Origin of the sequence: Streptomyces sp. SudanB52_2052, assembly GCF_964272415.1 — a bacterium.
Taxonomy (GTDB): Bacteria; Actinomycetota; Actinomycetes; order Streptomycetales; family Streptomycetaceae; genus Streptomyces; species Streptomyces olindensis.
In genome coordinates this window covers 2872932-2893533 of sequence record NZ_OZ186796.1, presented here as the reverse complement: position 1 = coordinate 2893533, position 20602 = coordinate 2872932, and the positions used below count along the sequence as shown (strand labels likewise).

The window sequence follows — 20602 nt, the reverse complement described above, 5'->3', positions numbered from 1 at the left end:
CGCGAGGGCCGGGTCCGTTCCGCGGACCCGGCCCTCTTCGTGGTGTACGGCGGTGCTGTCAGAACAGCCGCAGCTTGTCGTCCTCGATGCCGCGCAGCGCGTCGTAGTCGAGGACCTGGCAGCCGATGCCCCGGTCCGTCGCGAGGACGCGGGCCTGCGGCTTGATCTCCTGGGCCGCGAAGATGCCGCGGACCGGGGCGAGATGGGGATCGCGGTTCAGCAGCTCCAGGTAGCGCGTCAGCTGCTCCACGCCGTCGATCTCACCGCGCCGCTTGATCTCCACCGCGACGGTCCTGCCGTCGGCGTCCCGGCACAGGATGTCGACCGGGCCGATGGCCGTCGGGTACTCGCGGCGGATGAGCGTGTAGCCCTCGCCGAGTGTCTCGATGCGGTCGGCGAGCAGCTCCTGGAGGTGCGCTTCCACGCCGTCCTTGATCAGGCCGGGATCGACGCCCAGTTCGTGCGAGGAGTCGTGGAGGACTTCCTCCATCGTGATGATGAGCTTCTCGCCCGCCTTGTTGACGACGGTCCAGACGCCCTCTTCCTCGCCGGTGCCCTCCTTCAGCGTGCAGGGCGGCGACATCCAGTTCAGGGGCTTGTAGGCCCGGTCGTCGGCGTGGATCGAGACGCTGCCGTCCGCCTTCACCAGGATCAGGCGCGGGGCCGAGGGAAGGTGGGCGGTGAGCCGCCCGGCGTAGTCGACGGAGCAGCGGGCAATGACGAGACGCATGGTCGGCAACGCTACTCGACGGGCGCCTGTCCACGCGATTCGCCCTGGAAAACACGTGTTCGGTAATGGCCGATTGTGTGCAGGGTGTGCTCACCGGGAGTGCCTCATCTGCGCATTCTCCTGGTGCCGTCACCGTCGGTTGCTTACCGTATGAACGGGAGGTCGCGGCGCGTGTACGCAGCGTGTCCGGTGTCGTGGGCTCCCTCATCTGTCAGGCAACCCCTGCTCGTTGGGGGTGCGAGAGGAGAACTCATGTCGCTCGACGTCTCACCGGCCCTACTCGAACAGGCCGAGCGAGGCGAGGTCGACGAAGCGGAATTCGTCGACTGCGTCCGGACCTCCCTGCCCTATGCGTGGGAGATGATCAGCTCCCTGGTGGCCCAGCTGAAGGTGGACGGCGGTGCGTTCGCCGACAACCAGACGCCTCCGCCGGACGAGCAGGCACGCGGCCAGCTGCTGCGTGCGCTTGCGAGTGACGCGATACGCGGCGCGCTGCAACGGCACTTCGGTGTGCGGCTGGCCTTCCAGAACTGCCACCGGGTGGCCGTGTTCCCGCTTGACTCCTCGGTCGACGAGACGCTGGGCCGTTTCACCTCGGTCCGCAGCCAGGTGCTGAACCAGTCGCCCGAATTTCGGGACTGCTGACGCGGCGCCGCTTGCTTGCCGCTCCGTACGCGGGAGGTGCAGTTCTGTACCGGAGCGGCAAGCCCCCAGGAAGTCACAGCGCCCTCAGACGAGTTGGGGCAGCACCTCGGCGCCCAGCCGCCGTACGTTCTCCTCGGTCGCCGCCAGGTCCCCGGAACCCTCGACGAGCAGGGCGAAACGGGAGATGCCCGTTCGCTCGCTGGTCGCCGCCAGCCGGTCGGCGCACAGCCGCGGCGTGCCCACCGGGTGCAGTCCGCAGAGCAGTTCGGTGTAGGCCAGCGGGTCGCGCATCCGGCGCGTGCGCCCGTCGACCGTGACATGGGCCTCCAGGCCCTGCTTCAGCCAGCCCGGCATCGCCTTGATCAGCGTCTCCGCCGCGTCGACCCTCCTGTCCGCGATCTGGCAGACGCCGGCCGACACATGGGACGCGCCGAGGATCTCCTCCGGCGACCGGCCGCACGCCCGCGCGTGCTGCCGCCACAGGGCGACCATCTCGGCCTTCTCCTCGTCCCCCACGTGCATCCCGAGGAGCATCGACAGCCCCCGCTCGGCCGCCAGGCGCACGCTCGTCGGCGAGGTGCAGGCGACGACGAGCTCGGGCCCCTCGACCTCCGTCAGGGCCTCCGACGGCCGCGGCACCACCGGGACTTCACGGAAGCGGAAACGCTCCCCGTCGGCCGCCACGGACGGGTCGCGCAGCCAGCGCACCAGGACGTCCAGGGACTCCGGGAACCCTTTCTCGTACGCCTCCAGGCCCGCGCCGAACACCTCCAGGTCGACCCACGGGCCGCCGCGGCCGACCCCGAGTGTGAAACGGCCGCCGCTCGTGTGGTGCAGCAGCGCGGCCTGTTCGCCGACGGTGACGGGGTGGGTGGTGGGCAGCACGCTGACCGCCGTGCCGACCCGGATGCGGCGGGTGCGGCCCAGCAGTAAAGCGGCCAGGGTGATGGCCGACGGGCACGTGCCGTACGGCACGAAGTGGTGCTCGGCCAGCCAGACCGTGTCGAGCCCGGCCTCCTCGGCCACCTCGGCCGAGCGGACCGCGCGGTGCAGCGCCTCCCCCTCGCCCTGCCCGGGGAACTGGGCCGCCAACACGAAACTTCCAACGCGCATTGCTTTCCTGCTTCCTTGGCTCCGACACGGAGCTCCCCTACAGCGCATAACCGTCTGACACGTGCCGAGGACACGGCCGAGCGGAGTATTTTGCGGATTGTCTGCAGAATGGGGTGCTCCGCGGGGAGCCCGGGGGAGCGCCCGCCTCGCCCCGAAGCGGGACTTGTGGCGATTGGTGCCGTACGCGTACCCCGGACCGCGCCGCGTAGGCTGGACACGGCCCGAGCTTCCTGTATAGCCCCGAGAGGTGTCCCGTGTCCCCGCGTCGCAACCGACCCAAGGGCGCCGCTTCGTCCGGCCGGAGCGCCGAGGACGACCGCCCCGGCCGCTACGGCGGCTGGCAGTCCTCGGAGAACTGGCAGGGCGAGAACTGGAGCGTGCGGCACGTGGCCGGCGCGAGCGCCCAGGGCAAGTCGTACCGCTGCCCCGGCTGCGACCAGCTGATCCCGGACGGGGTGCCGCACGTGGTGGCCTGGTCGGAGCACGCGGGCGTCGACGACCGCCGGCACTGGCACAAGGCCTGCTGGAACGCGCGGGACCGCCGCACCCCCGGGGTGCGGCGGTCCCGTAACGCGCCCAGATTCTGACGGAACTCAGACGTCCCGCTTCTCCAGCAGGGCGAAGGCGGCGGCGAACGCGACGGCCGTCGCGCCCAGGATGATCCACAGCGGGTCCCAGCCGGACGGGCCGGACTGGCTGAGGGAGTTGGAGTAGAAGACGCTCAGCTGGTTCGGGATGGAGTACTCGAACAGGGCCTGGCGGACGTCCTCCAGCGACTGCGAGAACATGAACAGCGCGATCACCAGCGGGGCGAGCACGGCGCCGATCATGATGGTGATGGCGCCCGCCGAGTGCCGGATGATCGAGCCCACGGCGAGCGAGAGCAGGCCCAGCAGCGCGACGTAGGCCGCGATGCCGACCGTGCCCTTCAGCCACTCCCCGCCGGAGGGGTCCTTGGCGCCGCTGCCCTCCAGCATCGCCACGTGCAGGAAGGCGACGAGTGACGCGGACACCAGCGTCACCACGAACGCGACCAGGAAGAACACCACGGCCTTCGCGGTCAGCACCCGGCCGCGGCTCGGGCACGCCACCATCGTGGTGCGGACCATGCCCGTGCCGTACTCCGAGGCCGTGGTCAGCACGCCCAGCGTGATGATGCACATGCTGCCGAGCAGCAGGCCGAAGAAGCCCAGGCCGAGCGGGCTCTCGCCCTCCAGGGCCGGGTCGGAGTTCGCCACCACCACGCCGGTCAGCGTCCCGATGCCGATGACGAGCAGGACGAACACGCCGAGCGTCCACATCGTGGAGCGCACCGAACGGATCTTCGTCCACTCGGAGGCGATGGCGTGCCCGAGGTGCGTGCGGACGACCGGGATCGGCGAGGTGTAGCCGGAGTGCGGGGAACCGGGCGCCGCGTGCCAGGCGGGCGCGGCCTGCGGCATCTGGGGCTGGGGGCTGCTCATCGGGCGTCCTCGGGCTTGGTCAGGTCGGAGGTCGGGGCGGCGGCGGGCGCCGCGGCGGGCTGGGGCGCGGGGGCCGCAGACGCCTGCGGCGCGGGCTGGGCGGAACCCTGGGGCGCGGGCGCCGCGGACGCGACGGGCGTCGGTCCGGCCTGGCCCGCGAGGGCCTGCGGCGCCTGGGGCGCGGGCTGGGCGTACGGGTTGGGGCCGGCCGCGCCAGAGGCGCCCGGAGCGGCTCCGGGGGCGCCGTACGGGCCCGCCGGGGCCTGGCCCGGGGCGCCCTGCGGCGGCATCGGGAACGGCTGGCCGCCCTGCTGGGGCGGCGGCGGGGCGTACCAGCCGGGCTGGCCCTGGCCGGGCACCGGCATCGGCGGCTGCGCGCCGGGCGGCAGCGGCTGCTGGAGCCCTTCCTTCTGGTCGATGGTGGAGCGGTAGTCCACGGCGCCCTGCGTCATCCGCATGTACGCCTCCTCCAGGGAGGCCTGGTGCGGCGACAGCTCCCACAGCCGTACGCCGTGGTCGTGCGCGATGTCGCTGATGCGGGGGAGCGGCAGCCCCGTCACCCGCAGCGCGCCGTCCTGCTCGGGCAGCACGTGGCCGCCCGACTCGGTGAGCGCGGCCGACAGCTTCTCGCGCTGCTGCGGCTCGGTGTCGGGCGTCCGGACGCGCGCGAAGTCGGCGGAGTTCGCGGAGATGAAGTCCGTCACGCTCATGTCGGCGAGCAGCTGCCCGCGCCCGATGACGATGAGGTGGTCGGCGGTCAGCGCCATCTCGCTCATCAGGTGGGAGGAGACGAAGACCGTACGGCCCTCCGCCGCGAGCGCCTTCATCAGGTTGCGCACCCAGAGGATGCCCTCGGGGTCGAGGCCGTTGACCGGCTCGTCGAACAGCAGCACCTGCGGGTCGCCGAGCAGCGCCGCGGCGATGCCGAGCCGCTGCCCCATGCCGAGGGAGAAGCCCTTGGACCGCTTCTTGGCCACGTCCTGGAGGCCGACGACCCCGAGCACCTCGTCCACGCGCCGGGCCGGGATGCCCGACAGCTGGGCCAGGCACAGCAGGTGGTTGCGGGCGGCGCGGCCGCCGTGCACGGCCTTGGCGTCCAGCAGGGCGCCGACCTGGCGGGGGGCGTTGGGCAGCTTGCGGTAGGGATAGCCGCCGATCGTGACGTGGCCGCTGGTCGGGTTGTCCAGGCCGAGGATCATCCGCATCGTCGTCGACTTGCCCGAGCCGTTCGGCCCGAGGAAGCCCGTGACGGCTCCGGGCCGCACCTGGAAGGAAAGGTTGTACACAGCGGTCTTGTCGCCGTAGCGCTTCGTCAGGCCGACTGCTTCGATCATGCTCCGCACCCATCGCAAGGTTCAGGACAGCGGGGCACACGCCCCCGTAAGGGTTAGGAGGATATCGAGGCGCTGACGGTTCCGCCCAAGAGCAGGTAAAAGGTCACGCCAAGCCTGTCCCCCTAAGCGTCGCGCTTCTTCAGCAGCACGTACCCGCCGATCAGCGCCGCCAGCACCCACAGCCCCATGATCCCGAGGCCGCCCCACGGCCCGTACGGCGTGTCGTCGTCGAGCGGCGGGATCACCTGCATGATCTTGCTGCCGGCCTGGTCGGGCAGGAACCGGCCGACCTTCTTCGTCGCGTCGACGTTCCCCAGGATGTTGGAGATCAGGAAGAAGAACGGCATCAGGATGCCCAGTGACAGCATCGGCGAGCGCAGCATCGTGGCGACGCCCATGGAGAACATCGCGATCAGGGCCATGTAGAGGCCGCCGCCGAACACCGCCCGCAGCACGCCCGGGTCGCCGATCTCCGCCCGGTGCTCACCCAGCATCGCCTGCCCCAGGAAGAAGGCGGCGAAGCTGGTGACGAGGCCCACCAGCAGGGCCAGCGCGGTGGCCACCGCGATCTTGCTGAACAGGAAGGAGCCGCGTTGCGGCACGGCGGCCAGCGAGGTGCGGATCATGCCGGTGCTGTACTCGTTCGACACGACCAGCACCCCGAACACGATCATCGCGAGCTGGCCGAGACTCATCCCCGCGAAGCTGATGAACGTCGGGTCGAACTCCGCCCGCTCCTGCGTGCCCATGGAGTCGAACTCGTTCTTCGACAGCGCCGAGATCAGCATGCCGAGGGCGACCGTCACGACCACCACCAGCGAGAGTGTCCACACCGTGGACGCCACTGACCGGATCTTGGTCCACTCCGACCGTACGACCTGTGTCGCCGCCATGCTCAGCTCCTCCCCCAGGCGTCGACCCACTGCTGCGGTGGCGGCCCGGCACTCGTGTCGCTGTGGGCGTGGTACTCCACCGACTCCGCCGTCAGCCGCATGAACGCCTCCTCCAGCGAGGCCTGTTGCGGGCTCAGCTCGTGCAGCGTGATCCGGTGCTGCGCCGCCAGCTCACCGATCTGCTCGGCCTTGCCGCCGTCCACCTCCAGCACTCCGTCGCCGCTCTCCACGACCACGACGCCCGCCTGGTGCAGCACGTCGAGCAGCCGCTCCCGCTGCGGTGTGCGGACCCGGACGTACGACCGTGAGTTCCGGTCGATGAAGTCGGCCATGGAGGTGTCCGCGAGGAGCCGCCCCTGCCCGATGACGACGAGGTGGTCGGCCGTCAGCGCCATCTCGCTCATCAGGTGGGAGGAGACGAACACGGTCCGGCCCTGCGCGGCCAGCGACTTCATCAGGGTGCGGATCCAGTGGATGCCCTCGGGGTCGAGGCCGTTGACCGGCTCGTCGAACATCAGGATCCGCGGATCGCCGAGCAGCGCGGCCGCGATGCCCAGCCGCTGCCCCATGCCCATCGAGAAGCCCTTGGTCTTCTTCTTCGCGACCGCCGTCAGCCCGACCGTCTCCAGCACCTCGCCGACCCGCTGCTTCGGGACGCCGTTGCTCTGCGCGAGGCACAGCAGGTGGTTGTAGGCGCTGCGCCCGCCGTGCCAGGCCTTGGCCTCCAGCAGGGCACCGATGTACGTCAGCGGGTCCTTGAGTTGCTGGTAGTGCTTGCCGTCGATGCGGACGTCGCCGGCGGTCGGGTGGTCGAGACCCAGGATCATCCGCATGGTGGTGGACTTGCCCGCGCCGTTCGGCCCGAGGAAGCCGGTCACGATGCCCGGTCTGACGGTGAAGGACAGGTTGTTGACCGCCACCTTCTCGCCGTACCGCTTGGTCAGCCCCTCCAGCTCAATCATGCCGCCACGCTAGAACGGGACAAAGCCCTCTGCCACCCGAGCGGCAGAGGGCTTTGCGGAGATTCAGACTCCGTATGCCGGGCTGTTACCGGGACTGCTGGGCCGGGACCCCACGGGAGATCGGCTCGTCCTCGGCCGGCGTGCCGGCCGCGGCCACCGCGGCGCCCGTGAGCGTCGCGAGCATCTCGCGGACGTTCGTCAGCTGGGCGTTGATGCTGTCGCGGCGGTTGGTGAGGGCGGCCAGCTCGCGCTCGGATTCCGAACGGATGCGGTCGGCCTTGGCGTTGGCGTCGGCCACGATGTCCTCGGCCTGGCGCTGGGCCGTCTCCACCGTCTGGCGGGCGCGGCGCTCGGCGTCCGTGCGCAGCTTCTCCGCCTCCAGGCGGAGCTGCTCGGCGCGGTGCTCGATCTCGGCGAGGCGCTTCTCGGCCTTGGCCTGACGGGAGGCCAGGTCGCGCTCGGACTGCTCGCGGCGCTTGGCGAGGTTCGTCTCGAAGTCGGCGGCGGCCTGCGCGGCCTTGGCGCGGGTCTCCTCGAAGAGGGCGTCCGCCTCCTCGCGCTTGGACTGCGCGTCCTTCTGCGCCTCGGCACGCAGCTGGGCGGCGTCACTCTTGGCCTTCTCGACGATCCGCAGGCCCTCGTCCTCGGCCTTGGCCTTGCGCTCCGCGGAGTACGACTCGGCGTCGTTGCGCACCTGCTGGGCCGCCGACTCGGCGAGCTCGCGGTGCTGCTCCGCCGCGCGCCGGGCCTCCTCGCGCAGGTCCTTCGCCTCTTCCTCGGCGAGGCGGAGGATCTTCTCCACGCGCGCGCCGAGACCCGCGTACGACGGCTCGGCGTCGCTGATCTGGGCCTGGGCGTTCTGCGTCTCGAGGTGGAGCTCCTCGATGCGCTTTTCCAGAGCGGTGATGCGGGCGAGAGCGCTGTCACGGTCGGAGACGAGCTTGGAGATACGTTCGTCCACCTGAGCGCGGTCGTACCCACGCCGCACAAGCTCGAAGCCGTAGGGGGAAGTGTCGCTCATGGGGTTCCTGTCGAATGAGACCGGTGAGGTGATAGGTGGAATCCTAGGGGCCGAAACGGTGTGTCATCGAGCGGATGCGCGTTTGATCTGCAAAATGAGACCCCTTTTGAGTGGCCGTCCGTCGGACTGCTTGCCAAAGACGTGGTCAAAGACCCCAGCAGACACCGGATTCGCCCCGCTTCGCTAGCTTTCCGAAGTCTTGCCACCCGAACGGGGTGCGCCGACCGCCGCTCCCGCCTTGACCCCGTTGTCCTTGGCCGCGGACGGGGCCTCGAAGGACTCCAACGCCTCCAGCACGTCCTGGACACGGGAGATCTCCGCGTTGATGTCCTCGCGACGGCGGACCAGGACCTCCAGCTCGCGCTTGCCCTCCTCGACCGTGCGCTTGGCCTCGCGGATCGCCTCGGCCTTGAGCTCCTCGGCCTCCCGGATCAGCGTGGTCTTCTTCTGCTCGGCCTCCTTGAGCAGCCCCTCCGCCTTCTTCACCGCGGCGATACGGACCTTGCCCGCCTCGGAGTTGGCCTCCGACACGATCTCCTTGGCCTTCGCCTGCGCCTTCGCGAGCTGCTCCTCGGCCGCCTTGACGAGCGCGTCGCAGCGGTCGCCCGCCGCCTTCATCGTCTCGGCCGACTCACGGCGGGCCCGCTCGTGCAGCTCCTCGATCTCCGAGGTGATGCGGTCGCGCAGCTCCTCGGCGCGCTCCCTGATCTGCGTGGCGTCCCGACGCGCGCCGACCAGCAGCTCGTCCGCGTCCGTACGGGCCTTCTCCACCAGCGAGTTGCCCTCGACCGTCGCCTCGGACACGAGCCGGTCGGCCTCCTTGCGGGCCGCGCCCACCATCGTGTCGGCCTGCGCCTCGGCCTCCGCGGTGGTCTTGTGCGCCTGCTGCTGCGCCTCGCCGAGCAGCTTGTCCGCCTCGGCCGTGGTCTCCGAGATGAGCTTGTCGACCTGCTCGGCCGCCTCGGAGCGCCGCTTGTTGGCGTCCTTGCGGGCCTCGTCCAGCGTGCGGTCGGCCTCCTCGCGCGCCGACGCGACGAGCCGCTCCGCCTCCGCCTCCGCGTCGGCCTTGACGCGCTCGGCCTCGGAACGGACCCGCTCCGCGTGCTGCTGCGCCGAGCCGACCGTCTCGGCGGCCTCGGCCCGCAGCCGCTCCGCCTCGCCGGTGGCCTCCCCGATCAGCTGGTCGGCCTTGGCGACCGACTCGGCCCGCAGCCGCTCGGCCTCCGCGGCCGCCTCGGAACGGACGCGCTCGGCCGCGGAGAGGGCCTCGGTGCGGACCCGCTCGGCCTCGGTGACCGTCTCCATCCGCAGCCGGTCGGTCTCCTGGACCGTCTCGGTGGTGAGCCGCTCCGCCTCGTTGCGGGCCTCGGTGATGAGGGTGTCCGCCTGCGTCGCCGCGTCCGACCGGATGCGGTTGGCGTCCTCGCGGGCGTCCGCCCGGGTGCGCGCGGCGCTCTGCTCGGCCTCGGCGATGGTGTCCGACGCCTCCGTGCGCACCCGCTGGGCGTGCTCGGAGACCTCCGTGCGGATCCGCTCCGCCTCCGCGATCGCCTCGGACATCGTCCGCTCGGCGAGCGCCTTGGCGGCCTCGGTCTCCTCGTGCGCCTCGCGGCGCAGCCGGCCCGCGTCCTCGCTCGCCCGCTCCCGCTCGGCGTAGGCGTCGGAGCGGACCCGGTCCGCCTCCTCCTGGGCCTCCCGGCGCGTACGGTCCGCCGCGTGCTCGGCGGCGGAGCGCAGCCCGGCGATCTCCTCCTGCGCCTGCTCGTGCAGCCCCGCGACGGAGTCCCGGACCTGCTGCGCGTGCTGCTCGGCCGCCGACACCATCTCCGTGGCGCGCCGGTCGGCCTCCTCGACCAGCCGGACGGCCTCGGTCTGCGCCTCCTCCACGCGCTTGCGCGCCGAGGCCAGCAACTCCTCGCTCTGTTCGCGGGCCCGCTCGCGCTCCTGGTCGGCCTCCTGCCGGGCGCTGCCGAGGAGTTCCTCGGCCTCGCGGCGGCGCCGGTTGGCCTCCTCCTGGGCGGCGGCCAGCGTCTCGGACGCCTCCGTGGCGAGCCGCTCGGCGGCGGCCTGCGCCTCCGCGCGCATCCGGTCGGCGCTCTCCTGCGCCTCCGACTTCAGCCGCTCGGCCTCGCTCGCGGCCTCCGACCGCAGGCGTACGGCGACGGCCTCGCCCTCGGCGCGCGCCGCGGACGCGTCCGACGCGGCCTCGTCGCGCAGCCGTTCGGCCTCGGCCTCGGCCTGCTGCTGGAGCGTGCGGATCCGCTCGGCGGCCTCGGCGCGCAGCCGCTCGTTCTCCTCGGCGGCCTCGCGGCGGATCCGCGCGGCCTCCTCACGGGCGTCCGACAGGGCCTGCTCGGCCGCCGCCAGCCGCTCCTCCGCGTCCGTCTGGAGCCGCGTCAGTTCCTCGGCGGCCTCCGCGCGGCGGGCCTCTACGGCCCGCTCGGTCTCCTCGTGCAGCTCCCGCGCCGCGCGCTCGGCGTCCGCCTTGAGGGCCTCGGCCTGCTCGATGACCTCCTCGCGGTGCCGCTCGGCCTCCTGCCGGGTGCGCTGGAGGGTCTCCTCGGCCTGCCGGCGCAGGGTCGTCGCCCGCTCGATGGCCTCGGTGCGGACCTTCTCGCTGTCCGTCTGGGCGGTCGTGCGCAGCTCGTCGGCGTCCGCCTTGGCCTTGGCGAGCAGTTCCTCGGCGGACTTCGCCGCCTCCTCGATCTGCGCCACGGCCTCCTTGCGGGCCTCGGCGCGGATCTTCTCGCCCTCCTCGACGGCGTCCGCCCGCAGCTGTTCGGCCTCGCCGCGCAGCCGGCGGGCCTCCTCCTGCAGCTCGACCGTCTTGGCGCGGTACTCCTTGGTGTCGTCCTTCGCCGCGCCCTTGAGCTGCTCGGCGATGTCGTGTGCCTCGGCGCGCAGCCGGTCCGCCTCGGCCTCGGCCTCCTTGCGGATCCGCTCGGCCTCCTCGGCCGCGGCCTTGGTGGTCTTCTTGGCGTCCTCCGACGCCTTGGTGAGGACCTCCTCGGCCGTCCGGGCCGCCTTGGACAGCTGGGTCGCGGTCTCCTCGGCCGTGAGCGTGCGGGCCTTCTCGGAGGCCTCCGCGACGATCTTCTCGGCCTCGGCACGGGCGTCCGCGACGATCTGCTCGGCCTCGGACTTGGTGTTCTCGGCCTCCTTCGTGGCCTCCTCGACCAGCCGGGCGACCTGTTCCTTGGCGGTGCGCGTCCGCGTCTCGTTCGCGGACTCGGCGCTCGCCAGGGCCTTGGCGGCGGCCTCCTTGGCCTCCGCGACCAGCTTCTCCGCCTCGGTCTGCGCCTTGCGCAGCGCCTCCTCGGCCTCGGCCATCCGCTGCTCGGCGGCCTTGCTCAGCTCCTGGGCCCGGCGGCGCGCCGACTCCGACTCCGAGGCGGTGGACGTCCGCAGCTGCTCGGCGTGGTCGGTGGCCTCCTGGGCCTGTGTGGAGGCGGCGTTGAGCAGGCGCTCGGCGTCCGTGCGGGCGCGCCGCAGGATCTGCTCGGCCTCGGCGCGGGCCTCCTCGGCCGCGTTCGTCAGCCGCTGCCGGGCCTCCGTCGTCAGCCGCTCGGCCTCCGCGCGGGCGGTGGCCATGGCCTGCTCGGCCTCGGCGCGGGACTCCTCCAGCAGCCGGCGGGCCTGCTGCTCGGTGCGGGCCCGCAGCTGCTCCGCCCACGCCACGTTCTCGTTGACGTGCGACTCGACCGTCTGGCGGCGCTCGGCCAGCTCCTGGTCCAGCTGCTGGCGGCGGGTCACCGCCTCCTGGTGCAGCTCCGCCTGGAGGCGGGCCGCCTGCTCGGCGTGCTCCTGGAGGATCCGCTGGGTCTGGGCCCGGGCCTCGCTCAGCTCCCGGTCGGCGTCCGCGCGGATCTGGTCGGCCTGCATCTGCGCGTTGCGCAGCAACTGCTCGGCCTGCCAGCCGATGTCGCCCCCCTCGAAGGAGGGCCGGGACATGATGGTGCGCCGCGCCTCGTGCAGCTTGGCGCGCAGCACCTCGACCTGGTAGCCGAGGTCCTCGGCGTGCTGGATCGCCTTTTCCCGTTCGGTCTTCAGCCGCTTCATCTCGGCTTCGAACCGAGAGAGGTGGTCGACGTCAGCCGCCGGCTCTCGCTCCTGGCTCTCGTAGCCCCGCACTGCGCGGTCCCATCCGTCCCCTGGTCGCAACTCTCTCCAAACGAGCTCCGTCCATCCGCCGAACGGGGCCCCCGGGGAATGGTGTCAGATCATCGGCGGAGCAGAGGCTGCTGCCCCGACGCTCTTCCCCCGAAACCCGGACCCCGGTGGTCCTGCCGTCGCACGGCGGGACCGCGGTCACCCTGGCTGAGCGGCGACCGCACCCAACCCTACCGGCCTCTATGTACGAGGGTCAGTGCTCAGGTGACTCAACAGGCGCCGAAGTGACCAGTTCTGTCAGTACGCCATGGCAGTCCTTGGGGTGCAGGAAGGTGATCCGTGACCCCATGGAACCGCGTCGCGGCTCTTCGTACAGCACGCGTACGCCCTTGTCGCGGATGTCCGCGGACTCGGCGTCGACGTCCGCCGTACCGAAAGCGATGTGGTGGACGCCCTCGCCGTTCTTCGCCAGCCACTTCGCGACGGTGGAGTCCTCGCGGATCGGCTCGAGAAGCTGCAGGTAGGAGGCGCCGCCGTCGGACGTCTCGTTGATCTTGAGCATGGCCTCGCGCACGCCCTGCTCCTCGTTGACCTCGGAGTGGAACACCTCGAAGCCGTAGGTGGCACGGTAGAACTCGACGGTCTTGTCGAGGTCGAAACAGGCGATTCCGATGTGGTCGATTCGCGTCAGCATGGATTCAGTGCAGCGCTCCTGCGGTGGTTACGCAACGTGCGCGCGATCACACCGACAGCCCGATGACGGGGTGGAGTACCGGTCAGTACATTCGAAGTAAACCCTCGTTCACTCCTCGGCTGTGCAGCCGGTAAGGGGATCGCAGCTCATGTCTTCTGGAACCTCCGAAGCGAACAGCTCGGTGATCGTCGCGGGCGCGCGTACGCCCATGGGACGGTTGCTCGGTTCGCTCAAGTCCTTCTCCGGAGCCGACCTCGGCGGCTTCGCGATCAAGGCCGCCCTCGACCGTGCGGGGATCGGCGGCGACCAGGTGCAGTACGTGATCATGGGGCAGGTGCTCCAGGCCGGGGCGGGGCAGATCCCGGCGCGTCAGGCCGCGGTCAAGGCCGGCATCCCGATGAACGTGCCGGCGCTGACCATCAACAAGGTGTGCCTCTCGGGCCTCGACGCGATCGCGCTCGCCGACCAGTTGATCCGCGCGGGTGAGTTCGACGTGGTCGTCGCCGGCGGCCAGGAGTCCATGACCAACGCCCCGCACCTGCTGCCCAAGTCCCGCGAGGGCTTCAAGTACGGCGCGGTGCAGATGCTCGACGCCATGGCCTACGACGGCCTGACCGACTCCTTCGACGGCGTCGCCATGGGCGAGTCCACGGAGAAGCACAACACCCGCCTCGGCATCGGCCGGGCCGAGCAGGACGAGATCGCCGCGCTGTCCCACCAGCGGGCCGCCGCCGCGCAGAAGAACGGCCTGTTCGAGGCCGAGATCACGCCCGTCGAGATCCCGCAGCGCAAGGGCGACCCGGTGCTGTTCAGCAAGGACGAGGGCATCCGCGGCGACACGACCGTTGAGTCGCTCGGCAAGCTGCGCCCCGCCTTCTCCAAGGACGGCACGATCACGGCCGGTTCCGCCTCGCAGATCTCCGACGGTGCCGCCGCCGTGGTCGTGATGAGCAAGGCCAAGGCGCAGGAACTCGGCCTGGAGTGGATCGCCGAGATCGGGGCCCACGGGAACGTGGCCGGGCCGGACAACTCGCTGCAGTCGCAGCCGTCCAACGCGATCCAGCACGCGCTGAAGAAGGAGGGGCTGGGCGTCGAGGACCTCGACCTCATCGAGATCAACGAGGCGTTCGCGGCGGTCGCCGTGCAGTCCATGAAGGACCTCGGGGTGTCCACCGAAAAGGTGAATGTCAACGGTGGTGCCATTGCCCTGGGTCACCCGATCGGGATGTCCGGTGCGCGTCTCGTGCTGCATCTGGCGCTGGAGCTGAAGCGGCGGGGCGGCGGTGTGGGCGCGGCCGCGCTGTGCGGTGGCGGTGGTCAGGGTGACGCGCTGATCGTCCGGGTACCGAAGGCCTGACGGCGGTTTCGGATCCCCCTTTCACGAACGGAGCTGTGATGCAGGACGTCTCCACGCTGGTGGCCCAGGCCAGGGAGGGGCGGCCGCGGGCCGTCGCCCGGCTGATCTCGCTGGTGGAGGGGGCGTCCCCGCAGCTCCGGGAGGTCATGGCGGCGCTCGCGCCGCTGACCGGAGGGGCGTACGTGGTGGGGCTGACCGGGTCGCCCGGGGTCGGCAAGTCGACGTCGACCTCGGCGCTGGTCACCGCCTACCGCAAGCAGGGCAAGCGGGTCGGCGTGCTCGCCGTCGACCCGTCGTCCCCGTTCTCCGGCGGTGCGCTGCTCGGGGACCGGGTGCGGATGTCGGAGCACGCGTCCGACCCGGGCGTGTACATCCGCTCGATGGCGACGCGGGGGCATCTGGGCGGGCTGGCGTGGGCCGCGCCCCAGGCGATCCGGGTGCTGGACGCGGCCGGCTGCGACGTGATCCTCGTCGAGACGGTGGGGGTCGGGCAGTCCGAGGTGGAGATCGCCTCGCAGGCGGACACGTCCGTGGTGCTGCTCGCGCCCGGGATGGGGGACGGGATCCAGGCGGCCAAGGCCGGGATCCTGGAGATCGGCGACGTGTACGTCGTGAACAAGGCCGACCGGGACGGGGCCGACGCGACGGCCCGCGAGCTGAACCACATGCTGGGGCTGGGGGAGGCGCGGGGGCCGGGCGACTGGCGCCCGCCGATCGTCAAGACGGTCGCCGCGCGGGGCGAGGGCGTGGACGAGGTCGTCGAGGCGCTGGAGAAGCACCGGGCCTGGATGGAGGAGCGGGGGGTCCTCGCCGAACGGCGGATGGCCCGGGCTTCGCGCGAGGTCGAGACGATCGCGGTGACGGCGCTGCGGGAGCGGATCGGGGACCTGCACGGGGACCGGCGGCTGGGGGCGCTTGCGGAGCGGATCGTGGCCGGGGAACTGGACCCCTATCGGGCGGCGGACGAGCTGGTCGCGGGGTTGACGAGCGCCTCTGCCTCCGGCGGTTGAGCCGGGGGGCCTGCGGCGGCCTGTGCGGCTGTGTGGGGGCTTGTGTCGCGCCTACTCGCCGGTGGTGGGTCGGGGCCGCGCCGGGGGGTGTCCGTCCTCGGAACGGCGCGATCGACTTGCGTGCCGACCGACTGTTCGTTGACGCGCCAACCGCTGCGGGCGGACACCCCCCGACACGGCCCCTTGCGTACGACGGCGGGTGCGGGCGCGTCGTGGCTCACCCTGGCGTCCCGCTCAGCTGCGGGCATGCGTGCCGCCAGGGGCGGCACGGGTGGGCGCAGCGGTACCCCGCTGCGCCGGGTTGCGTAACGCCCCGGCGTCAGCACAGACGCCGGGGCGGTTGATATCGGGCAGTGAGTGGTCAGTCCTGGTCGTCGGCGGCGGCGTCGTCCTGCGCGTCGGAGCGGTCCGCCGTGACCTTGCCCGTCTTCAGGTCGATCTTCCAGTCCTGCTCGGCGCCGCCGGACGTGCGGGTCTCGGCCTCCCAGGACTTGTTCTTGCCGTCCTCGTCCAGGTCGACGGAGGTCACCACGCCCTTGTCGGCGGCAGCCTTCGCGGCCTCCTCGGCCGTCACCGAGGAACCCTTCAGGGTCGCCCGCACCTGCGCCGTGTCGTCCTCGTCGTCGGCGTGCGAACCGAGGACCTTGCCGCTGGACGGGTCGACGCTCACGCTGTGCCAGGTGTTGTCGCCGGACAGGACATCGACCTTCCAGACCACCTTGGCGCTGTCGTCCTCGTCGTCCAGCTCGGCGGAGACGGCCGTACCCGAGGTGTGCTTCAGCGCGGAGGCGATCGCCTCGGGCGCGGTGACGTCGGAGGAGGAGACCCGAGCAGCGTCGTCGTCGCGGTCGTCCGCACCGTCCTGGTCGTCACGGACGTCGTCGCCCGACAGCCGGGTGTCGGCCGTCTGCCGCGCCGAGCCCGTGTCGTCTCCCGTGGTCGCCAGGGCCGTGGCCGTACCGCCTCCGATCAGAGCGGCAGCGGTCACAGCGGCGATCACGATGTTGCGCTTCATGCGGATTCCTCCCGAGTCGTTTCGTTTTCGACGTCTTCGACTCTGGCCGACGGAGGCTGAGAGGAACCTGAAACCCCCTGAAGGGATCTTCAGGTTCCCTTTGCCACTCTTTACGCATGCGCCTGTTGATCGTGGAGGACGAGAAGCGGCTGGCCCTGTCGCTCGCCAGGGGCCTGACGGCCGAGGGGTACGCCGTGGACGTCGTCCACGACGGTCGGGAGGGGCTGCACCAGGCCTCGGAGGGGGCGTACGACCTGGTGATCCTCGACATCATGCTGCCGGGCCTCAACGGCTACCGGGTCTGCGCCGCCCTGCGCGCCGCCGGGCACGAGGTGCCGATCCTGATGCTGACCGCCAAGGACGGTGAGTACGACGAGGCCGAGGGGCTCGACACGGGCGCGGACGACTACCTGACCAAGCCGTTCTCGTACGTCGTGCTCGTCGCCCGGATCAAGGCGCTGCTGCGGCGGCGCGGGCAGGGTGCGGGGGCCTCGCCCGTGCATGTGCACGGGGACCTGAAGGTGGATACGGCCGCTCGCCGGGTGTTCCTCGGGGAGGACGAGATCTCCCTCACCGCCAAGGAGTTCTCCGTGTTGGAGCAGCTCGTGCTGCGGGCGGGCGAGGTGGTGTCCAAGTCCGAGATCCTGGAGCACGTCTGGGACTTCGCGTACGAGGGCGACCCGAACATCGTCGAGGTGTACGTCAGCACCCTGCGGCGCAAGCTGCGGCCGGGGCTGATCCGGACCGTGCGCGGTGCCGGGTACCGGCTGGAGACCTCGCCGTGAGGCGGCTCTTCGGGTCCGTACGGGCGCGGGCCACGCTGGCGGCCACGCTCGTGGTCGCGGTGGCGCTCGTCGCGGCCGGGGCCGCCGTGCTGCTGTCGCTGCGGTCGAATCTGATGGGCGAGGCCGGCACGCAGGCGGAGCGCTCCGCGCGGGCGGTCGCCTCCGAGCTCGCCGCCGGGACGCCGTACGACAAGCTGTCGGGCCTGGACGGGGACGTCGGGCCGGTGCAGGTCCTCGACGAGGACAAGCGGCTGGTCGCGGTCAGTGAGGACCTGCAGCGGATCAGCGGTACGGACAGCGCGAAGGTGAAGGCGCAGCCGTCGGCCGCGGCGCCACGCGGGGACGACGATGACGACGCCGATGACTCCGGCGACTCGGGCGCGTCTCTCGAACCGGGGGAGATCTCCGGGGAGAGCGTCTTCAGGAACGGGTCGGCGACGGTCGACGGGGACACGGAGGACTACCGGTTCGCCGCCGTGGAGGTGGAGACCCATGACCGGGGGCACCTCAAGGTCTTCGCCGGTGCCCCGCTGGCCGCCGAGCACGGGGCCGTGCGGAGCGCGCTGACCGTGATGCTGATCGGGTTCCCGCTGCTGCTGGGCGTGGTTGCGGGCGTGACCTGGCTGGTCACCCGGCGGGCCCTGCGGCCGGTGGAGGGCATCCGGCGCGAGATGGCCGCGATCACCCAGTCCGAGGACCTCGCCCGGCGCGTCCCCGAGCCGGACACCCACGACGAGATCGCCCGGCTCGCCAGCACCACCAACGAGACGCTCGCCGCCCTGGAGACGTCCGTGGAGCGGCAGCGGCGCTTCGTCGCCGACGCCTCCCACGAGCTGCGCAGCCCCATCGCCTCGCTGCGGACGCAGCTGGAGGTGGCCGCCGCCCATCCCGAACTGCTCGACCTCGACGGGGCCGTGGAGGACACCGTGCGGCTCCAGCGGCTCGCCGCCGATCTGCTGCTGCTCGCCCGGCTGGACGCGGGGGAGCGGCCCCATGACGCGCGCGTCGACCTCGCCGGGCTGGCCCGGGAGGAGGCCGAGGGGCGGACGGGCGTGACGGTGGACGCGGAGCCGGTGGAGGTGGCCGGATCGCGGGGGCAGTTGGGGCGGGTGCTGGCCAATCTGCTCGACAACGCCCAGCGGCACGCCCGGACGGCCGTCACCGTGAGCGTGCGGCGCGAGGGGGACCGGGCCGTCGTCGGTGTGGCGGACGACGGGGACGGTGTGCCCGAGGGCGACCGGGAGCGGATCTTCGAGCGGTTCGTCCGGCTGGACGCCGCCCGCAGCCGCGACGACGGCGGTGCCGGACTGGGCCTCGCCATCGCCCGGGACGTCGCCGTGAGGCACGGCGGCACGCTGACGGCCGGACAGGGACCCGCAGGCGGAGCCCTGTTCGAACTCCGCCTGCCCCTCGCCTAGCGGGCTGCCGTCACGGGCGCCCGCGCTGGCCGCGCAGGTGCTCCGCGATGGGCTTGAGGGCCTTGTCGAGCTCCGTCAGGGCCTCGGGGGACAGCAGGTCGATGAAGTGCCTGCGCACCGACGCCACGTGGTGGGGCGCGACCTTCTGCATCGTCGCCATGCCGTGCTCGGTGAGGACGGCGTAGAGCCCCCGGCGGTCGGACTCGCAGTTCTCCCGCCGGACCAGGTTCGCGTTCTCCATGCGCGTGATCTGGTGCGAGAGGCGGCTCTTGGACTGGAGGGTGGCGGAGGCGAGGTCGCTCATCCGCATCCGCTGGTCCTCGGACTCGGAGAGATTCACCAGGATCTCGTAGTCGTTCATTGTCAGGCCGAACGGCTGCAGGTCCTTCTCGAGCTGGTACGTCAACAGCCTGTTGACCTCCAGGTGGGTGCGCCAGGCGCACTGCTCCGCATCGGTCAGCCAGCGAGTGGCCGTCTCGGTCTCCATGAATGAAGTCTACCTAAAAGGTTGAAAGGCGAACTAGTGAGGGTTTTCGTGTGACGACGCACGCCTGCCGAACGTTGGTGCGCAGGCGTTCGATGTCACACTCCGCAGACTACCGCTCACAGCCCGAAGCGACGCTGGAGGTCCCCCAGCTGTCCGGGAAGACGCGGTGCCCCGGACTGCCCGGCCTGGGGGCCGTGCGCCCCGCCGCCGGGCACGCCGGCCTGGTGCGGAACGGCTCCCGTGTCCTGCTCGGCCATCAGGGTCTCGGACGACTGGAGCAGCACCGTGCCGGCGCCGACGAACTCGAACTGGTGCTCCTCGCCGGAGACCCCTCCGAGGCCCGTCAGCGCACGTAGACCGCCCATCACGCCGGTCATGTAGCCGTGGTCGTAGTGGTGGCAGGGGGAGGGGCAGTCGGCCCAGCCGACCAGGGCCTGGGGGTCGACCCGGATCGGGGGTTCCATGAACACCACCGGCCCGTTCGACGCGGCCACGAACTTTCCGGTTCCGATGAGGGTGAGAAAACCCGGCACGATTGATTGCTTCAGTGCGAGAGTTGGCTGAAAAGCAAGCAGGTTGCCGGAGCGAATGGTCAGATTGCCGTCCTCCAGGTCGTACGAGTTCACGTCGAAGGCCCGGTCGGCGAGGAGCATCTTGCCCGAGCCCTCCGCCACGACCCAGTCGCTAGCGTGCAGAGGCGAATGGAAGGACGTACGGACAAGACGGTCCAGCCGACCGTGTCCCACGCCGTTGAAGTCGATCGAGCCGTAGTAGGCGATCATCTTCCCCTTCTGCAGGAACCACTGGCTCCCCTTGAGCTCCACGCAGAAGGTGTAGGGATTGACGTTGTCGTCGGGCGGCAGGGTCGCCGGGTCGAAGACCGCGGGGCCGGCGCCCGGGGTTCCGTACGTGCTCACAGCTTCTCCTCCGACGCCTGGACGTACACCGCACCGCTGCCGCTCAGCTCCAGCTGGAACGCCTCGCCCGAGCCGCGGCCCACCATGTCCCGCCAGCCCAGGGCGGTGGACAGCTTGTTGCGGACGTCGCCGTGGTGGGCGACGTAGGCCTGCGGGTCCACATGGACCGGCCGCTGGGGCGTGATCGGGATCTCGATCACCCCGCCATGGGCCATGACCGCGACGGCCCCGTGTCCCTTGAGCGTGGTCGTGAACAGCCCCTGGCCGCTGACCTGCCCCCGGACCATGCCCATGACGCCGCCCTGCGAGCCCAGGAACATCGTGCCCTGCTGGAGCGTGCCCTCGAAGGCCAGGAGGCGGTCGGCCTCCACGTACAGCGTGTCGCCGGCGAGCCGGATGACCTGGACGTGGTGCCCGCCGTGCCCGAACAGGACCGTGCCGCTGCCCTCGACGGTCATCAACGGCGTGTCCTCGTCGGCGACCCGGCGGCCGATCATCGACATGATCCCGCCCTGGCCGCCCGCCATGTTGGGTGTGAAGGACACCTCGCCCCGGTAGGCGAGCATCGCGCCGCGCTGGCTGAACAGCCGCTGACCCGGCGCGACCGTCGCCTCGACCATCTTCGCGTTGATCTCCCGGAAGGCCATC

General features: G+C 71.4%; 19 protein-coding genes. 6 read left to right on the top strand and 13 right to left on the bottom strand.

Annotated features, from left to right (window positions below; all coding sequences use genetic code 11):
* Positions 1–58 precede the first annotated feature (58 nt).
* Positions 59–730, bottom strand: coding sequence for an endonuclease NucS (nucS, locus tag ACSUPV_RS12530; protein WP_031117509.1), 672 nt, complete (start codon positions 728–730; stop codon positions 59–61).
* A 252-nt stretch (positions 731–982) separates the two neighbouring features.
* Here nucS and ACSUPV_RS12525 point away from each other — a divergent pair, with 252 nt between their 5' ends.
* Positions 983–1375, top strand: coding sequence for an SCO5389 family protein (locus ACSUPV_RS12525; RefSeq protein ID WP_010040113.1), 393 nt, complete (start codon positions 983–985; stop codon positions 1373–1375).
* A gap of 84 nt (positions 1376–1459) precedes the next feature.
* On the opposite strand, the gene ACSUPV_RS12520 is transcribed toward ACSUPV_RS12525, so the two are convergent.
* On the bottom strand, positions 1460–2488 hold the full coding sequence (locus tag ACSUPV_RS12520; RefSeq protein ID WP_031117510.1) for an LLM class flavin-dependent oxidoreductase: 1029 nt from the start codon (positions 2486–2488) through the stop codon (positions 1460–1462).
* Between the two features lie 254 nt (positions 2489–2742).
* Here ACSUPV_RS12520 and ACSUPV_RS12515 point away from each other — a divergent pair, with 254 nt between their 5' ends.
* Positions 2743–3075, top strand: a complete 333-nt coding sequence (locus ACSUPV_RS12515; RefSeq protein WP_031117511.1) for a hypothetical protein — start codon at positions 2743–2745, stop codon at positions 3073–3075.
* Between the two features lie 6 nt (positions 3076–3081).
* On the opposite strand, the gene ACSUPV_RS12510 is transcribed toward ACSUPV_RS12515, so the two are convergent.
* The 7 genes from ACSUPV_RS12510 to mce all read right to left on the bottom strand — a co-directional run bounded on the left by ACSUPV_RS12510 (position 3082) and on the right by mce (position 12965).
* Positions 3082–3951, bottom strand: a complete 870-nt coding sequence (locus ACSUPV_RS12510) for an ABC transporter permease subunit (protein WP_031117512.1) — start codon at positions 3949–3951, stop codon at positions 3082–3084.
* Complete coding sequence (locus tag ACSUPV_RS12505; RefSeq protein ID WP_436947475.1) at positions 3948–5285, bottom strand: ABC transporter ATP-binding protein; 1338 nt, start codon at positions 5283–5285, stop codon at positions 3948–3950. Before ACSUPV_RS12505 ends, ACSUPV_RS12510 begins: the two co-directional genes overlap by 4 nt.
* A 122-nt stretch (positions 5286–5407) precedes the next feature.
* A complete protein-coding gene (locus ACSUPV_RS12500; protein ID WP_436947474.1) occupies positions 5408–6178 on the bottom strand; it encodes an ABC transporter permease in 771 nt (256 codons plus the stop codon).
* A 2-nt stretch (positions 6179–6180) separates the two neighbouring features.
* Entirely contained in the window at positions 6181–7140 is a 960-nt protein-coding gene (locus tag ACSUPV_RS12495; RefSeq protein ID WP_436947473.1) for an ABC transporter ATP-binding protein, read from the bottom strand.
* A gap of 85 nt (positions 7141–7225) precedes the next feature.
* The gene (locus ACSUPV_RS12490) at positions 7226–8161 is read right to left on the bottom strand and encodes a cellulose-binding protein (RefSeq protein ID WP_010040099.1); all 936 of its coding nucleotides are present in this window, start codon (positions 8159–8161) and stop codon (positions 7226–7228) included.
* A 183-nt stretch (positions 8162–8344) separates the two neighbouring features.
* Positions 8345–12292, bottom strand: a complete 3948-nt coding sequence (scy, locus tag ACSUPV_RS12485; RefSeq protein ID WP_382616215.1) for a polarized growth protein Scy — start codon at positions 12290–12292, stop codon at positions 8345–8347.
* A gap of 232 nt (positions 12293–12524) precedes the next feature.
* Positions 12525–12965 carry a methylmalonyl-CoA epimerase gene (gene mce, locus ACSUPV_RS12480; RefSeq protein WP_031117521.1) on the bottom strand — a complete coding sequence of 147 codons (441 nt, stop codon included), beginning with the start codon at positions 12963–12965 and terminating at the stop codon, positions 12525–12527.
* Between the two features lie 148 nt (positions 12966–13113).
* Between mce and ACSUPV_RS12475 the strand changes: the two genes are divergently transcribed.
* Together ACSUPV_RS12475 and meaB are read left to right on the top strand one after the other, a co-directional pair.
* Positions 13114–14322 (top strand): acetyl-CoA C-acetyltransferase, encoded by a 1209-nt coding sequence (locus tag ACSUPV_RS12475; RefSeq protein WP_031117522.1) that lies wholly within the window; start codon positions 13114–13116, stop codon positions 14320–14322.
* Between the two features lie 38 nt (positions 14323–14360).
* Complete coding sequence (meaB, locus tag ACSUPV_RS12470; RefSeq protein WP_037766615.1) at positions 14361–15332, top strand: methylmalonyl Co-A mutase-associated GTPase MeaB; 972 nt, start codon at positions 14361–14363, stop codon at positions 15330–15332.
* A gap of 361 nt (positions 15333–15693) precedes the next feature.
* Here the strand turns inward: meaB and ACSUPV_RS12465 are convergent, their stop codons facing one another.
* On the bottom strand, positions 15694–16347 hold the full coding sequence (locus tag ACSUPV_RS12465) for a PepSY domain-containing protein (protein ID WP_436947472.1): 654 nt from the start codon (positions 16345–16347) through the stop codon (positions 15694–15696).
* Between the two features lie 116 nt (positions 16348–16463).
* Here ACSUPV_RS12465 and ACSUPV_RS12460 point away from each other — a divergent pair, with 116 nt between their 5' ends.
* Both ACSUPV_RS12460 and ACSUPV_RS12455 read left to right on the top strand, forming a co-directional pair.
* The gene (locus ACSUPV_RS12460; protein ID WP_031116426.1) at positions 16464–17132 is read left to right on the top strand and encodes a response regulator transcription factor; all 669 of its coding nucleotides are present in this window, start codon (positions 16464–16466) and stop codon (positions 17130–17132) included.
* Positions 17129–18550 (top strand): sensor histidine kinase, encoded by a 1422-nt coding sequence (locus tag ACSUPV_RS12455; RefSeq protein WP_037766609.1) that lies wholly within the window; start codon positions 17129–17131, stop codon positions 18548–18550. The genes ACSUPV_RS12460 and ACSUPV_RS12455 overlap by 4 nt, the downstream gene beginning before the upstream one ends.
* Positions 18551–18560: 10 nt before the next feature.
* Here ACSUPV_RS12455 and ACSUPV_RS12450 read toward each other — a convergent pair whose 3' ends face one another.
* The 3 genes from ACSUPV_RS12450 to ACSUPV_RS12440 all read right to left on the bottom strand — a co-directional run bounded on the left by ACSUPV_RS12450 (position 18561) and on the right by ACSUPV_RS12440 (position 20601).
* Positions 18561–19037 (bottom strand): MarR family winged helix-turn-helix transcriptional regulator, encoded by a 477-nt coding sequence (locus ACSUPV_RS12450; RefSeq protein ID WP_031116423.1) that lies wholly within the window; start codon positions 19035–19037, stop codon positions 18561–18563.
* 116 nt (positions 19038–19153) lie between these two features.
* A complete protein-coding gene (locus ACSUPV_RS12445) occupies positions 19154–19954 on the bottom strand; it encodes an AIM24 family protein (protein ID WP_037766606.1) in 801 nt (266 codons plus the stop codon).
* Positions 19951–20601, bottom strand: coding sequence for an AIM24 family protein (locus ACSUPV_RS12440; protein ID WP_037766603.1), 651 nt, complete (start codon positions 20599–20601; stop codon positions 19951–19953). The genes ACSUPV_RS12445 and ACSUPV_RS12440 overlap by 4 nt, the downstream gene beginning before the upstream one ends.
* Between the last annotated feature and the right edge of the window lies 1 nt (position 20602).

What these genes read in the sequence shown, in the direction of transcription:
- nucS (WP_031117509.1), bottom strand. Translation starts at nt 730, where the DNA reads ATGCGTCTCGTCATTGCCCGCTGCTCCGTCGACTACGCCGGGCGGCTC.
- ACSUPV_RS12525 (WP_010040113.1), top strand. Translation starts at nt 983, where the DNA reads ATGTCGCTCGACGTCTCACCGGCCCTACTCGAACAGGCCGAGCGAGGC.
- ACSUPV_RS12520 (WP_031117510.1), bottom strand. Translation starts at nt 2,488, where the DNA reads ATGCGCGTTGGAAGTTTCGTGTTGGCGGCCCAGTTCCCCGGGCAGGGC.
- ACSUPV_RS12510 (WP_031117512.1), bottom strand. Translation starts at nt 3,951, where the DNA reads ATGAGCAGCCCCCAGCCCCAGATGCCGCAGGCCGCGCCCGCCTGGCAC.
- ACSUPV_RS12505 (WP_436947475.1), bottom strand. Translation starts at nt 5,285, where the DNA reads ATGATCGAAGCAGTCGGCCTGACGAAGCGCTACGGCGACAAGACCGCT.
- ACSUPV_RS12500 (WP_436947474.1), bottom strand. Translation starts at nt 6,178, where the DNA reads ATGGCGGCGACACAGGTCGTACGGTCGGAGTGGACCAAGATCCGGTCA.
- ACSUPV_RS12495 (WP_436947473.1), bottom strand. Translation starts at nt 7,140, where the DNA reads ATGATTGAGCTGGAGGGGCTGACCAAGCGGTACGGCGAGAAGGTGGCG.
- ACSUPV_RS12490 (WP_010040099.1), bottom strand. Translation starts at nt 8,161, where the DNA reads ATGAGCGACACTTCCCCCTACGGCTTCGAGCTTGTGCGGCGTGGGTAC.
- mce (WP_031117521.1), bottom strand. Translation starts at nt 12,965, where the DNA reads ATGCTGACGCGAATCGACCACATCGGAATCGCCTGTTTCGACCTCGAC.
- ACSUPV_RS12475 (WP_031117522.1), top strand. Translation starts at nt 13,114, where the DNA reads ATGTCTTCTGGAACCTCCGAAGCGAACAGCTCGGTGATCGTCGCGGGC.
- meaB (WP_037766615.1), top strand. Translation starts at nt 14,361, where the DNA reads ATGCAGGACGTCTCCACGCTGGTGGCCCAGGCCAGGGAGGGGCGGCCG.
- ACSUPV_RS12465 (WP_436947472.1), bottom strand. Translation starts at nt 16,347, where the DNA reads ATGAAGCGCAACATCGTGATCGCCGCTGTGACCGCTGCCGCTCTGATC.
- ACSUPV_RS12460 (WP_031116426.1), top strand. Translation starts at nt 16,464, where the DNA reads ATGCGCCTGTTGATCGTGGAGGACGAGAAGCGGCTGGCCCTGTCGCTC.
- ACSUPV_RS12450 (WP_031116423.1), bottom strand. Translation starts at nt 19,037, where the DNA reads ATGGAGACCGAGACGGCCACTCGCTGGCTGACCGATGCGGAGCAGTGC.
- ACSUPV_RS12440 (WP_037766603.1), bottom strand. Translation starts at nt 20,601, where the DNA reads ATGGCCTTCCGGGAGATCAACGCGAAGATGGTCGAGGCGACGGTCGCG.